Origin of the sequence: Vreelandella venusta, from assembly GCF_015689495.1 — a bacterium.
Classification (GTDB): Bacteria; Pseudomonadota; Gammaproteobacteria; order Pseudomonadales; family Halomonadaceae; genus Vreelandella; species Vreelandella venusta.
On record NZ_CP065135.1, the window covers coordinates 1,302,757 to 1,315,791 of the forward strand.

A 13,035-nucleotide genomic window follows, 5' to 3' on the forward strand; every position below is an offset into this window, starting at 1 on the left:
ATTTAACGAAATATTCTTAGCGATATCGGTTTTAAATAAGGAGTAGTGGGATGGGCAATATTCACAAACTTTCAGTGGCCGTTACGGCCCTCTCTCTTGCCGTAGCGGCTGCTAATGCTCAAGCGAATGAAGTGCGAGTTTACAACTGGTCCGATTATATCGCTCCTGAAACACTAGAAAAGTTTACCGAGCGCACCGGTATTGAAGTGACCTATGATGTTTATGACAGTAATGAAATATTAGACGCTGCGCTTTTGTCTGGCCGTTCTGGCTACGATGTTGTGGTTCCTTCTACTTATTATTTTACCCGCCAGGTGAAGGCCGGTGTTTTTCAGCCGCTCAATCATGAGTTGCTGCCTAATTTAGATAACCTCAATCCTGAATTGATGGCTAGCCTGGAAGAGATCGATTCGGGTAGCGAATACTCGGTGCCCTATATGTGGGGTACCAACGGCATTGGTTATAATGTTGACCGTGTGACAGACATTTTAGGCGATGACGCGCCACTGAATAGCTGGGCGCTGCTCTTTGATCCTGAAATTACCGCCGCGTTGAGCGAGGCCGGCTGTGGGCTGTCGATGTTGGATTCTGCCGATGAAATGCTGTCGCCCGCCATGGCCTATCTAGGGTTTGATCCGCGCAGTGAAAATATCGAAGACCTGGAAGCTGCTGGTGAACTGATTGCCAGTGTTCGTGATGACATAACCTATTTCCACTCTTCTCGTTACGTTTCCGACTTAGCGAACGGTGACATTTGTGTAGCCGCAGGCTATTCCGGCGATGTTTTTCAGGCGGCTGATCGTGCCGAAGAAGCTGGCCGTGATTTCAAGATTGGCTACAGCATTCCCAAAGAGGGGGCTGCACTGTGGTTTGATATGATGGCAGTGCCCGCTGATGCGCCGAATTCTGAAAATGCCCACGCCTTCATTAACTTTATTTTGGATCCGGAAATCGCCGCCGAAATTACCGAGTACGTGCGTTATGCCAACCCTAATGCGGCGGCTAATGAGTATCTCTCTGATGAGATTGTCAATGATCCGGCTATTTACCCTGAAGCCGAGGTGATGGAAAACCTCTATTTGCAGGCTGAAAAGCCTCAAGACGTTCTGCGGGCACGTACGCGTATCTGGAATCGCGTCAAATCAGGTCGTTAATTTAGTCATCGCCTAACAGCGAGCCCAGCATTCGCTTGGCTCGCTGTTACTTTTTTAACGCCCGGTTTCCGGGCCTTTTGATGGGAGTGGCGAATGGTCACTACGCCCCTGTCGAACGAGCCGTCATCCTCTCCTGCGGTCACTTCTCCCGCCACTCAGCGCGCTCAGGGAAAAACGCCAAGGTTTGCAGAAGATAGTGTGCTTGAGGTAAAGCGCTTAAGTAAGCGTTTCGACGATGCGCTTGCGGTCGATGATGTTAATTTACAGGTAAAGCGCGGCGAAATTTTCGCCTTGCTAGGTGGGTCAGGATCAGGCAAGTCGACATTGTTGCGGATGTTGGCGGGGTTTGAAACGCCCAGTGAAGGGCGGATTCTGCTAGGCGGCGAAGATATCACCTCGATGCCGCCACATAAGCGTCAAATCAATATGATGTTTCAATCCTACGCGTTATTTCCTCACATGACGGTAGCGCAAAACATCGCTTTTGGGCTCAAGCAGGACAAGCTAGCTAAGGCCGACGTTGATGCCCGTGTCGCACAGATGCTCAAGCTAGTGCATATGGAGCGTTTTGCTAAGCGTAAACCGCATCAGCTTTCTGGCGGCCAGCGCCAACGGGTAGCGCTTGCTCGTTCGCTGGCCAAACGTCCCAAGTTGCTGTTGCTGGATGAGCCGATGGGGGCGTTGGATAAAAAGCTGCGTACGGAGATGCAGCTTGAGGTTGTTGAGATCATTGAGCAGGTGGGGGTGACCTGCATCATGGTGACTCATGATCAAGAAGAAGCCATGACCATGGCCGACCGCGTGGCGATTATGGCCGATGGCTGGATAGAGCAGGTGGGCTCACCGGTCGATATTTATGAAAGTCCGGCCAGCCGAATGGTGGCGGAATTTGTCGGTACGGTGAATCTATTCGAAGGTGAAATCGTCGAAGACGCTGCGGACCACTGTCGCATTGCATCACCGGCACTATCTCGGCCGATCTATATTGATCATGGTATTACGACCCAAGCGGTAGATCGCCGGGTGTGGGCTGCGCTGCGCCCTGAGAAAATCTGGCTAACCCGTGAGCAGCCATCCGCAGAGTACAACTGGGAGGCGGGCAAGGTTGATGATATTGCTTACTTGGGTGGCTACTCGCTTTACTACGTGCGTACTGCCTCCGGGCAAATGATCAAAGTGAGTATGGCCAATACCGAGCGGCGGGGGGATCGCCCAACCTGGGAGGATAGTGTTTATGTCTATTGGGAAGACCATAGCGCTATCGTACTGAATCGCTAATGCCTCAGTGGCTGACAGGAGATCGTCTATCGTGATGCCATCTCGCATTGCAGGCTTCGTAAAGCGGTTGCAGTTAGGTCGTCGTGCAGTTATCGCACTACCGCTTTTGTGGCTTACGCTGTTCTTTTTATTGCCGTTTGCGCTGGTCTTAAAGATCAGCCTTTCGCAAGCAGCAATTGCTATACCACCCTATGGGCCGTTGGTTGAGTATGCTGACCAAACGCTCAATATTTTCTTGAATCTGGGCAACTATTTGTTTTTGCTGTCTGATTCTCTCTATGTGGCGGCCTACTGGGGCTCGATAAAAACCGCGTTTGTAGCGACAGCAGTATGCTTGTTGATTGGCTATCCGATGGCCTATGCGATGGCCCGTGCGCCGGGGCGCTGGCAGCTTATTTTGCTGCTGTTGGTAATGCTGCCGTCGTGGACGTCGTTTTTGATTCGCGTCTATGCATGGATGGGTATTTTAAGTAATAGCGGATTAATCAATAACGTACTGTTGGGAATGGGACTGATCGACTCCCCGCTACGCATGATGAACACCCAGTTTGCTGTCATTATCGGCATTGTTTATGCCTATCTGCCGTTTATGGTGTTGCCGCTTTATGCCCATCTAACGCGGTTGGATAACTCGCTGCTAGAAGCGGCGTCCGATTTGGGTTCGCGCAAGCTTAATACCTTTATCAAAGTCACGCTGCCGCTCTCTATGGGCGGAATCATCGCGGGCTCTATGCTGGTATTTATTCCTGCCGTCGGTGAGTTTGTGATCCCTGAATTGCTCGGGGGGCCGGATACGCTGATGATTGGTAAAGTGTTGTGGGAAGAGTTCTTCTTGAACCGCGACTGGCCTGTGGCTTCGGCGTTAGCCATGGTAATGCTATTGCTGCTGTTAATTCCCATTGTGCTGTTCCATCGCTACCAGTCACGGGAGCTTGAATAATGATGAGACTGGATAGACGCCCACGCTTTACCTCCGTGATGTTAGTGTTGGGGCTGCTGTTTCTTTATTTGCCGATGGTGGTGTTGGTGGTTTACTCCTTCAATGCCTCGCGGTTAGTGACGGTGTGGGCAGGGTTCTCGACACAATGGTACGGCGAACTATTTCGCGATCAACAGATCCTGTCAGCGGTTTGGACCAGTCTGAAAATTGCCTTTTTTGCCGCTAGCATGGCGGTATGCTTAGGTACAGTGGCCGCTTTTGTAATGACGCGTTATGGCCATTTTCGCGGTAAGACGGCATTGTCGAGTATGGTTACCGCGCCGCTGGTAATGCCGGAAGTTATTACGGGGCTGTCGCTACTATTGCTATTCGTGCAGATGGCTCAACTGATTGGTTGGCCGGCTGATCGTGGGATGGCGACTATCTGGATTGCTCATACAACGTTTTGCAGTGCGTATGTTGCGGTGGTTGTGGCAGCCCGCTTGCGTGAAATTGATCGCTCTATCGAAGAAGCTGCCATGGATTTGGGCTCGCCACCGGTGAAGACCTTCTTCTTTATTACGCTGCCTGTTATTTCGCCTGCCTTAGCAGCGGGGTGGTTGCTGGCATTCACGCTGTCACTAGATGACTTGGTTATTGCCAGCTTCGTCTCTGGCCCCGGTGCCAACACCTTGCCAATGGTGGTGTTTTCGTCGGTGCGGATGGGGGTGTCGCCTAAGATCAATGCGCTGGCTACGCTGATTATTCTGGCCGTATCGCTGACGACGCTATTGGCGTGGTTCTTTATGCGTCGGGGTGAAGCAAAACGAAAAGCACTGCTGCGACAAGCCGAGAGTGCTTAGCGACGGGCGCTAAAGCACATCGTCGTCTCGCCCGGTGAGCACAGCTTCTAGCTCACCGGTTATTAGCGAGACCATGATGTGTAATTGAATCGGAGCACAGCACTGGTGGCAATCCTCCCAGGTATCGTGGCTACCTTGGGAGGTGTCGATAAGAAACGTGAGTGGTGTATCGCAGTAGGGGCAGTAAAAGTCATAATTGACTAGCGCGTCATCCTGCATGGCTATTTCCCCCTTAATGTGATCGCTAGCGCCCTTTTATCGGAAAGCTCTGAAAATGAGTAACTGTGACGATAATAGTGTAGCAGTGACCTTGTCCGGTAGGACATGTAAGTAATGAATCAGGTAGGATAATAACGTATTCCTTAAAGCCACCTAGAGATGAGTGCGATGATGATACGACACATGGCAGTAGCGGCCTTTTTGGCCATCCCGATGGTCGCTCAGGCGGAAACCCCTAACGTTACGCCTGGCGAGTGGGAGTTTGTCAGCGTGACCAGCATGAGTGGCGACATGCAAATTCCGGATCAAACCCAGACTGAGCGTCAGTGCATCACCCAAGAGGAGTTGGATAGCGCTGAGTTTGGCTTTATTGAAGAGGAAGAGGGCTGCGAGCTGCTGAGCCAGGATATGAATGCCGATGGCCTTTCCTACAGCATGATTTGCCGTGCCGATGGCGGTGAAGCGACCATTGATGGCGAAATGCGTTTTATGGGTGAGCAAATCGAAGGCAATGTGGATATATTCACTCAATCGCCGATGGGCGAGCTGAACATGAATACGGTCATTGAAGGCGAGCGTATTGGTAACTGCGATTAAGATGACAGTTAGCGTATTTTCATGATCGACAAAAGGCGCCTGTGTGGCGCCTTTTGCATAGTGCGAAGATGGCTTTATGACGTTGCGTAATGGCTCATGTTAGCGCTCTGGGGTATTCAGCGGCGTATGATGAGCAATAGGAGCGCTGGCTATCTCCTTTTCTAATTGACGTTTAACTGCCCCAGGTGAGCCCGAGTAACGCGCAAGCAGGTCGTAGGCTACCGGGACGACAAACAGCGTAAATACAGTCGCAGAGCCAACACCCGCCATAATAACGGTGCCAATAACGAGTCGTGATTCCGCACCCGGGCCGCTTGATAGTATCAGCGGTATTGCACCCGCCATTGTAGTGACCGCAGTCATTAGAATCGGTCGCAGGCGTGTTACCGACGCTTCAATTAAAGCAGAGCGAAACGCTTGGCCCTCATCGCGTAGCTGGTTGGCAAACTCAACAATCAGAATGCCATTCTTAGCGGCAAGACCAATCAGTAGTACTAAGCCTACTTGGCTATAGATATTGAGTGACTGGCCGCTAAGCAGCAAGGCAAGCAGGGCGCCAACCATGGCTAGTGGGACGGTCAGCATGATCACAAACGGGTGAATTAAGCTTTCAAACTGGGCTGCAAGCACTAAATAAACCACCACGGCACCGAGCACTAATAAGAACATGGTAGCGCCACTGGCCTGTTGAAAGTCGCGGGAAGGCCCGGCAAAGTTCGTTTGTACCTCCTCAGGCAATACATTGTCGGCAGCTTGTTGCAAGTATTCCAATGCTTCACCAAGGGGGTAACCATCGGCTAGATTGGCTTCAATCGTAATAGCGCGAACACGGTCAAAACGGTTCAGCGTACTAGCACCAGCGAAGTCAGAGAGCGTTACCAGGCTGGCTAGAGGGATCAGCTCTCCTGAGCGAGCAGAGCGGACTTGAATATTGTTTAGCGCAGCAGGGCTATTTTGACCGCTGCGGTCACCTTCAAGGATGACATCGTACTCTTCCCCGTCATCTACATAGCGGGTGACGTTACGCCCACCAAGCAGCACTTCCAGCGTCCGACCTATCTCTGTAACCGTGACGCCCAACGCTGCAGCGCGCTCATAATTGATATCCACGCGTAACTGGGGTTGGGTCTCATCATAATTACTTTCGATAGCAGTAATACGTGGGTTGTTTTCACGAACATGAGTAATCAACATATCCCGCCAACGTGCTAAATCTTCGTAGGTACCGCCCCCGAGCACGAATTGCACGGGTTTTTGAGTGCGCTGCCCAAAACCTTGCCTCATCACTGGAAAAGCCTGAACACCTGGTAATGTTCGTAGCTGCTGACGAATATCGGCCATGATTTCCCAAGCGCTACGGCGGCTCCCCCAATCAGCCATGTTGACGATAATAAAACCGCTGTTGAAATTTTCGATATTACCAAAGCCACGTGGTGCTCGAACCACGATTCGTTCAAGCTCTCCATTGTCCACCAAAGGCGTTAACCTGGCCTCTATCTCATCCATATAGTCCATCATATAGTCAAACGTTGCGCCTTCTGGGCCGTTGACAAGGACAATGAAATTGCCACGATCTTCTTGCGGGGTGTATTCATTGGGCAGTGCGGTTGCCAGCCAGGCGGTAGCGGCAATCAACAAGAAAAACAGGGCAACGACCAGCCACTTCAATGTGAGTACGATTTCTAATGCGCGCTGGTAATAACGTTGCGTGCCCGTCAGCAGCCACTGAACGGCTTGACCAATTCGGCTATCATGCATGCCCGGCTTAAGAATCTTAGAAGCCATCATCGGGGTGAGGGTAAGGGCTAGTAGGGTTGAGACAACAACCGCTGCCGCCATGGTAAGTGCGAACTCTGAAAATAGCCGACCAATATCCCCCTGCAGCATGCTGAGGGGAACGAAGACTGCTACTAGCACCAGCGTGGTAGCAATCACCGCAAAAGCGATTTGCCGTGTGCCTCGAAATGCTGCGACCAGAGGTGTTTCTCCGTAGTCGTGCATACGCCGATTGATATTTTCAAGCACTACAATCGCGTCATCAACAATTAACCCAATCGCCAACACCAGCGCCAATAGCGTGAGCAGGTTAATCGAAAAATTCATAGCGGCTAGGGCAGTAAATGCCCCAATAACGGCAATCGGCACTGTCACTGCGGGTACTAGTGTGGTGCGCAGATTGCCTAAAAACATAAACATCACCACAATGACTAGCCCCATGGCGATAAACAGCGTCATCACGACTTGTTCGATAGCGCCTGAAACGAATACTGAGGCATCATAGTTAAGGCTGAGTGACATCCCCTCCGGCAGGGTGCCTTGAAGCCGCTCAAGTTCTTGTCGAACGGCTTTCGATAGCTCCACTACGTTAGCTGTTGATTGCATGATCATGCCTAGCCCCACCATCGGGACGCCATTGGCACGAAACACCGTTCGGTCTTCTACTGAGCCTATCTCGACACGTGCTACATCGCCCAGGCGTACTAGATAACCGTTACTGCCTTCAATTAAAGCAATCTGCTTAAAATCATCCGCGGTCGCGAAGCTGCGCGGCAAACGGACAATAAATTGGCGATCTTCGGACTCAATTGAGCCCGCTGGCAACTCAACGTTCTCAGCACGTAGAGCATCCTCAATATCACCGACGGTTAGCCCTCGTGCGGCGAGCGCATTGCGGTCTAGCCAAACGCGCATCGCGTAGTCGCGTCCACCACCCACGCGCACCCTTGCCACGCCGGGTTGTACCGAAAGGCTGTCTACCAGAAAGCGGTTGGCATAATCGGTCAGTTCAGTAATCGAGTAATCTGCCCCCGAGAGGCTTAGCCACACGACAATCGTCTCACTACTGTCGGCTTTAGTGACCTCTGGGTTATCGGCATCATCAGGAAGGTTGCGCAGTGCTCCTGAAATGCGATCGCGGATATCGTTGGCGGCAGCATTGATATCCATAGTGATGGCGAACTCGATTTCAATCCGCGAACGACCATCCTCGCTTTGCGACGTTATTAGCTCAATACCCTCCACGCCGGCGATGCGGTCTTCGAGCACTTGGGTAATGCGGGTCTCTACAACGCTTGCTGATGCGCCAGGATAGCGGGTGTCAATACTAACGATAGGCGGATCAACCGTTGGGTATTCTTGTAGGGGCAGTCGGTTGAGAGCCAGTAAACCAAACGCGATAATCAGTGTGGCGATCACCATCGCCAGCACTGGCCGCTGAACTGAAATGTCGGATAAGCGCATTAACGATCAGCCTCCAGTAGCGTGCGAATATCCGCTTCTTCATCAGCGATACCGAGTAGTCTGACTTGCTGGCCATCTCGAGCGAGTTGTAATCCGTGAATCACGATTAGGTCGCCTGCACTGATACCATCCAGTACCTCTACTTGACCAATCCGTCGTTCGCCAATGGTGACTTCTCGCCGTTCTAATCGATAGCTGCCGTCCTGTTGGTTGATTAACATCACAAAGTGACGGTTGCCACTGGGTTCGATCGCCGCTTCAGGAAGTACAAGCGTATCGCGGATGCGTTGTTGAACCACGACCTCCATTAACATACCTGGCCGCAGACGAAGCCCAGGGTTTACCATTTCGGCGCGAACGTTAACACTGCGGGTGATAGGGTCAATGCGAGTGCCAATGCTAGAGATCTCACCACTGAAGACCTCGTCAGGGAAGGCCGCCGTCGTAGCACTAAGCTTTAGGCCGTTGGACAAACGTCCTAAAAATACTTCAGGTACGGTAAAGTCGAGCTTCATGACATCCAGCTTATCAAGCGTGACAAGCTCCATGCCGGGCGTCACTAGTGCGCCGATGCTGACGTTACGAAAGCCAACCCGTCCGCTAAAAGGGGCATGTAAGCGATAATTTGACAACCTAGCCTCTAACGCTTGTGCGTCGGCTTGTGATTGACGTAAACGTGCCTGAGAATCTTCTACGTCAGCCCGCGGGGCAAGGCTGCGTTGTTGCAGCTGGGTGGCTCGGTCTAGCGCATTACGGCGTTCTTCATTAAGGGCTTGCGCCGCCCTTAACTGAGCCTGTTCTTCAGCATCTTCTAAACGAATTAATAACCTTCCGCGCTCTACTTGTTCGCCATCTTCAAAATTGATCTCGGCAATTGTGTCGGTCACTGTGGCGGAAAGTGTCAAGCTCTCATCAGCACTTAGTGTCCCTAACGCCTCAAGCGGATCAGACCACGCAGTTATGGCCGCGTAGTGCCCAATAACAGGAGGGGGAGACTGTGCCAAAAGGGGGCTCACCCATAATAGGGTCAACAGCCAAAAGAAACAGATACGTTTACAAGCAAGCATTAGCGTCTCAGTGTTATCAAAAAGGCCTAGTAATACCATTTAGGGTAGCGCCGCGTTAGAGGGCGAAAGAGTGAGTAATGGTATTTTGTTAAGTAGGTATACGTAGTTTGTACAATTGCTTTTGAATGTACAGTAATCTTGAGCCGTTTACCTGTTAAAATGCCCCTCATTTTTTCATCCTGGGAGCCTGATTTTATGGTCTACGACGTCGTCGTCATTGGTGCCGGAGCCGCTGGTTTAATGTGCGCGGCTCAAGCGGGTTACGCAGGGCGTCGTGTACTGTTAGTGGACCATGCCAACAAGGCGGGCAAGAAAATATTGATGTCTGGAGGAGGACGCTGCAATTTTACCAATCTTGCAACTACGCCTCAGAACTTTTATTCGGAAAATCCGTATTTTTGCATTTCTGCATTAAAGCGTTACCGTCCTGAGCATTTTGTATCGTTGATAGAGCGGCATGGTGTTGACTATGTGGAGAAAGCCCCAGGCCAGCTCTTTTGTGCGAGCTCCGCTAAAGACATTGTTAATGTCCTACTCACCGAGTGTGAATGGGCCGGCGTCGAGGTATCGCTCAGCACGTCAATTTCTAGGCTGGAGCGAATGGGGGATAGCATGCTCTTAGCCACGTCGTTGGGAAGCATCGACGCGGGTACGGTAGTGATTGCGACGGGAGGACTTTCGATACCCACGATGGGGGCGACAGGGTTTGGTTATGATATTGCCCGTCAGTTTGGCTTAGATGTTCTGCCCACTCGCCCAGGTTTGGTGCCGTTTACCTTAAGCGATAGCTGGAAAGAGCGTACAGCAGCACTTTCTGGGGTCAGTGTGCCATGCGAAGTTAGCTGCAATGGGAAACGCTATATAGAGCCAATGCTATTTACTCATCGTGGCCTATCAGGCCCATCGATGCTGCAAATTTCCAGCGTTTGGCAACCTGGCGACGCGATCACTATTAATTTACTGCCAACTGAAGATGCCGCTGACGTATTACGCTATGCACGGCATGCGACCCCTAAGCGTCTGCTGTCCACTTGGCTGGGAGAGCGTTTTCCAAAGCGCTTTGCCCAAGCGTTGCTAGAGTGGTACCCAGACGCCAATCTTACCAGCCCTATGGCTGAGTACAGCAATGATGCGCTTGATCACTGGGCGCAGCGGCTAAATCAGTGGCAGCTAAAACCGTCAGGTACAGAAGGGTGGCGAACAGCTGAGGTAACCATGGGTGGGGTAAGTACGGAAGCGATTTCATCAAAAACATTTGCCGTGAAAGATTTACCACAGCTTAGGTTTATCGGTGAAGTACTCGATGTGACGGGGGAATTGGGGGGGTACAACTTTCAGTGGGCTTGGGCAAGTGGTGTCGCTTGTGGGCAGGCGTGCTGATAAGTCTCAAGAACTGGGCCATCAATACGTAAAGCATTCAAACTTTGCGTTTATAAAAAATGGCCCAGCGTCGTTCTCAGAAATAACTCGCTAGCTAGCCACTTTCGCTAGCAGCTTCAGTTTTCTTATCAACATGTAGCTAGCCAATGCTTTTCTGCCAACCGCCATTGCGCCACCTGGATGGCGCAAAATACGCAACGCGGCGATGCCACCAACCACATACAAAGGTACTTTAAGGCTGCGCCAGTTCTTGTCTAGCGGAGAGGCTGCCTTGGTAAGTGTATCGCTATCAACCAATATATCGATACGCTGTTGCTCTAGTTCAGCTAACAAGGCAGCTTTGCGCTCCGCACGGCTGGGAGGCTTATTGACGATGTTGGGTTGAGTCATCCTCATTTACCTCCAACAAGGCTCGGTCAGCGGAGAGTTGCTTAAGCGTTTCTTTTAACAGCGTATGCTGCTTGGCTTGGCGGATAGCAATAACGGCGAGCAAAACACTTAAGGTCATAAGAACGCCTGCGCTTACGCCAATCGCAGTCAGCCGGTAGGTGTCCCAAAACATTACTACTACCAGCGCGGTAAGTGTCGCGACGCCCAACAGCAGCAGTAACAGGCTAGCTCCCGCTAACAAAAGCAGGGTTAATAAACGAGCACGCTCCTCTTCTAATTCCAAAACCGCCAAACGAAGCCGGGTCTCACCATTAGCGACTAATGATCTCAGCAGACGTTTGGCGGCAGAGAAAACGCGTTGTGTTGGCCCTAAAGCCATTAGCGGCGACCGAGAAGCATACCCACCACTAGACCTGCTGCGGCACCAATACCAATACTAGTCCAGGGGTTTTCGTGGACGTAGCGGTCACAGCAATCAGCTTGCTGAGAGAGCGTTTCACGAGTGTCTTCGTAAAGTCGTTCGCCGCGAGCTTCTAGGCGTGCTCGAGTGTCTTTCAGGCGCTTTTCGGCACGCTCACGAAGATCACGCATCTCGCCACTTGCATCTTTTGACGTGGCATTCATCAACTCTTCTACGGTTTCACTCAGGTGGCGGAGATCTTCCTTCAACTGGTCAGCACGAGCAGAGGTATCAGTAGTACGTTTAGCCATAATGTCATCCTTTGACGAGTGAATATGAAAAAGTGTCAACTCCAGCATAGCAGCCGTTAACCATAAGACAACCTTAGGCGCTATCGGTTCAGCCCTGACGTACTGAACAAGGGGTTTAAGCTAAAGCCGATGCTGAGACGATGCACGCGATTATTGTAGTCAATCATGCTCTCTCCGTAGCCGTAGTAGTACTGTAGATGAGCACGCACATTGTTAAACGCAGGCCAGCTGTAGTCTATTTGAGTGCCATAGTTTCCCGCGCTGGGGTTGCCACGCAGCTGCCCCGCGACCTCATGGTTGCCATTGAGTTGTTTTGCCAGACGGATATCGCCATAACCGACAAAGCGCTCAATATCTGGGTTGTCATCGTCGCCGTCGGACTCAGGTACTCGCCAGTGGGGCGCGAGAGAAAGTGCCCAGTCACCGCGTTGGAATGTGCTTTCCAAATAAACTCGGTTCCAGCTGCGTGAGAGTGGGTCTGAACGGCCGTTAGACTGATGAATAAAGGACAGGCGATTGCGTGTATTTACCCAGCCTAATGCGCTCCAGGCGTTATCAAAATCAATAAAAACTTCAGGTTCGTAGTTGGTTTCCCGGAAGGGGGAAGAAGCATCGGTATTATAGGCCTGCCACCAGCTACGTTGCGTGTAGGCGAAATAGACATCGCCAATGTCGCCAAACACATTCTCTGCGAGGTTGAATTTAGCGCTAAACTGAAATTTCATCTCGACGTCGTTAGGCGTGGAGTCTGCGGAAATGCTACGAAAGTTTGCGCTGTTCTGGTTGGTGCTATAGCTAATCGGGAAAAGATAATTGGTCCGGTGAGTGGTAATCGCAAACGGATTGCGTGATGACTCCTGCTCAAATTGACGGCGTTCGTTGAGATCCTCAAGCGCGACCTCTTCCGGGAGCAGATTGGGGCGGGTCGTTGATTCGCTTTCTGTAGGATCTTCAACCTGTTGCAGCTGTTGTCGCAACTGATAAAGTTCGCTACTGAGTGCGCGGATGCGGGCCTCGATTTCTTCTCGTGATTCGGCGACGGCACTTTCAGTGCCTAGCAATACAATAAAACTAACTAGCAACAGTTTTCGAATGACCATCAAAATGGCTCGCAAATTAATAAAGGGCAGTTATCAGGTTCTCTTCTATACACGCCCATCGCGTAAGTCAACTCCTCTTGTCCACCAAACGCGTTAGATTGCGTCAGAAGCCGGAAC

The 13,035-nt window shown here is 51.3% G+C and carries 13 protein-coding genes; 6 read left to right on the forward strand and 7 right to left on the reverse strand.

From position 1 onward, the window contains the following. Positions 1–50 precede the first annotated feature (50 nt). From IR195_RS06130 to IR195_RS06145, 4 genes are all read left to right on the forward strand, one after another. A complete protein-coding gene (locus IR195_RS06130) occupies positions 51–1,154 on the forward strand; it encodes a polyamine ABC transporter substrate-binding protein (protein ID WP_125746720.1) in 1,104 nt (367 codons plus the stop codon). A gap of 93 nt (positions 1,155–1,247) precedes the next feature. Continuing rightward, positions 1,248–2,432, forward strand: coding sequence for an ABC transporter ATP-binding protein (locus tag IR195_RS06135; RefSeq protein ID WP_146945168.1), 1,185 nt, complete (start codon positions 1,248–1,250; stop codon positions 2,430–2,432). Positions 2,433–2,466: 34 nt separating this feature from the next. After that, positions 2,467–3,372, forward strand: coding sequence for an ABC transporter permease subunit (locus IR195_RS06140; RefSeq protein ID WP_213017628.1), 906 nt, complete (start codon positions 2,467–2,469; stop codon positions 3,370–3,372). Then, the gene (locus tag IR195_RS06145; RefSeq protein WP_125746726.1) at positions 3,372–4,214 is read left to right on the forward strand and encodes an ABC transporter permease subunit; all 843 of its coding nucleotides are present in this window, start codon (positions 3,372–3,374) and stop codon (positions 4,212–4,214) included. The genes IR195_RS06140 and IR195_RS06145 overlap by 1 nt, the downstream gene beginning before the upstream one ends. 9 nt (positions 4,215–4,223) lie before the next feature. Here the strand turns inward: IR195_RS06145 and IR195_RS06150 are convergent, their stop codons facing one another. Then, positions 4,224–4,433 (reverse strand): zinc ribbon domain-containing protein, encoded by a 210-nt coding sequence (locus IR195_RS06150; RefSeq protein WP_125746728.1) that lies wholly within the window; start codon positions 4,431–4,433, stop codon positions 4,224–4,226. A 168-nt stretch (positions 4,434–4,601) separates the two neighbouring features. Between IR195_RS06150 and IR195_RS06155 the strand changes: the two genes are divergently transcribed. Next, positions 4,602–5,030: a DUF3617 domain-containing protein gene (locus IR195_RS06155; RefSeq protein WP_164517067.1), complete on the forward strand. Its 429-nt coding sequence runs from the start codon at positions 4,602–4,604 to the stop codon at positions 5,028–5,030. Positions 5,031–5,129: 99 nt separating this feature from the next. Here the strand turns inward: IR195_RS06155 and IR195_RS06160 are convergent, their stop codons facing one another. Together IR195_RS06160 and IR195_RS06165 are read right to left on the reverse strand one after the other, a co-directional pair. Next, entirely contained in the window at positions 5,130–8,270 is a 3,141-nt protein-coding gene (locus IR195_RS06160; protein ID WP_125746730.1) for an efflux RND transporter permease subunit, read from the reverse strand. After that, a complete protein-coding gene (locus IR195_RS06165) occupies positions 8,270–9,337 on the reverse strand; it encodes an efflux RND transporter periplasmic adaptor subunit (RefSeq protein ID WP_206049028.1) in 1,068 nt (355 codons plus the stop codon). Before IR195_RS06165 ends, IR195_RS06160 begins: the two co-directional genes overlap by 1 nt. A gap of 195 nt (positions 9,338–9,532) precedes the next feature. On the opposite strand from IR195_RS06165, the gene IR195_RS06170 reads away from it, so the two are divergent. Then, complete coding sequence (locus IR195_RS06170; RefSeq protein ID WP_206049029.1) at positions 9,533–10,717, forward strand: BaiN/RdsA family NAD(P)/FAD-dependent oxidoreductase; 1,185 nt, start codon at positions 9,533–9,535, stop codon at positions 10,715–10,717. A gap of 90 nt (positions 10,718–10,807) precedes the next feature. On the opposite strand, the gene IR195_RS06175 is transcribed toward IR195_RS06170, so the two are convergent. The 4 genes from IR195_RS06175 to IR195_RS06190 form a co-directional block, all read right to left on the reverse strand. After that, positions 10,808–11,107, reverse strand: a complete 300-nt coding sequence (locus tag IR195_RS06175) for a YqjK family protein (protein WP_125746733.1) — start codon at positions 11,105–11,107, stop codon at positions 10,808–10,810. Beyond that, positions 11,082–11,486 carry a phage holin family protein gene (locus IR195_RS06180; RefSeq protein ID WP_206049030.1) on the reverse strand — a complete coding sequence of 135 codons (405 nt, stop codon included), beginning with the start codon at positions 11,484–11,486 and terminating at the stop codon, positions 11,082–11,084. Before IR195_RS06180 ends, IR195_RS06175 begins: the two co-directional genes overlap by 26 nt. After that, complete coding sequence (locus IR195_RS06185) at positions 11,486–11,818, reverse strand: ElaB/YgaM/YqjD family protein (RefSeq protein ID WP_125746737.1); 333 nt, start codon at positions 11,816–11,818, stop codon at positions 11,486–11,488. The genes IR195_RS06180 and IR195_RS06185 overlap by 1 nt, the downstream gene beginning before the upstream one ends. A gap of 80 nt (positions 11,819–11,898) precedes the next feature. Then, complete coding sequence (locus IR195_RS06190) at positions 11,899–12,918, reverse strand: phospholipase A (protein ID WP_146945164.1); 1,020 nt, start codon at positions 12,916–12,918, stop codon at positions 11,899–11,901. Between the last annotated feature and the right edge of the window lie 117 nt (positions 12,919–13,035).

What these genes read in the sequence shown, in the direction of transcription:
- IR195_RS06170 (WP_206049029.1), top strand. Translation starts at nt 9,533, where the DNA reads ATGGTCTACGACGTCGTCGTCATTGGTGCCGGAGCCGCTGGTTTAATG.
- IR195_RS06145 (WP_125746726.1), top strand. Translation starts at nt 3,372, where the DNA reads ATGATGAGACTGGATAGACGCCCACGCTTTACCTCCGTGATGTTAGTG.
- IR195_RS06175 (WP_125746733.1), bottom strand. Translation starts at nt 11,107, where the DNA reads ATGACTCAACCCAACATCGTCAATAAGCCTCCCAGCCGTGCGGAGCGC.
- IR195_RS06130 (WP_125746720.1), top strand. Translation starts at nt 51, where the DNA reads ATGGGCAATATTCACAAACTTTCAGTGGCCGTTACGGCCCTCTCTCTT.
- IR195_RS06135 (WP_146945168.1), top strand. Translation starts at nt 1,248, where the DNA reads ATGGTCACTACGCCCCTGTCGAACGAGCCGTCATCCTCTCCTGCGGTC.
- IR195_RS06155 (WP_164517067.1), top strand. Translation starts at nt 4,602, where the DNA reads ATGATGATACGACACATGGCAGTAGCGGCCTTTTTGGCCATCCCGATG.
- IR195_RS06185 (WP_125746737.1), bottom strand. Translation starts at nt 11,818, where the DNA reads ATGGCTAAACGTACTACTGATACCTCTGCTCGTGCTGACCAGTTGAAG.
- IR195_RS06140 (WP_213017628.1), top strand. Translation starts at nt 2,467, where the DNA reads ATGCCATCTCGCATTGCAGGCTTCGTAAAGCGGTTGCAGTTAGGTCGT.
- IR195_RS06150 (WP_125746728.1), bottom strand. Translation starts at nt 4,433, where the DNA reads ATGCAGGATGACGCGCTAGTCAATTATGACTTTTACTGCCCCTACTGC.
- IR195_RS06165 (WP_206049028.1), bottom strand. Translation starts at nt 9,337, where the DNA reads ATGCTTGCTTGTAAACGTATCTGTTTCTTTTGGCTGTTGACCCTATTA.
- IR195_RS06190 (WP_146945164.1), bottom strand. Translation starts at nt 12,918, where the DNA reads ATGGTCATTCGAAAACTGTTGCTAGTTAGTTTTATTGTATTGCTAGGC.
- IR195_RS06160 (WP_125746730.1), bottom strand. Translation starts at nt 8,270, where the DNA reads ATGCGCTTATCCGACATTTCAGTTCAGCGGCCAGTGCTGGCGATGGTG.
- IR195_RS06180 (WP_206049030.1), bottom strand. Translation starts at nt 11,486, where the DNA reads ATGGCTTTAGGGCCAACACAACGCGTTTTCTCTGCCGCCAAACGTCTG.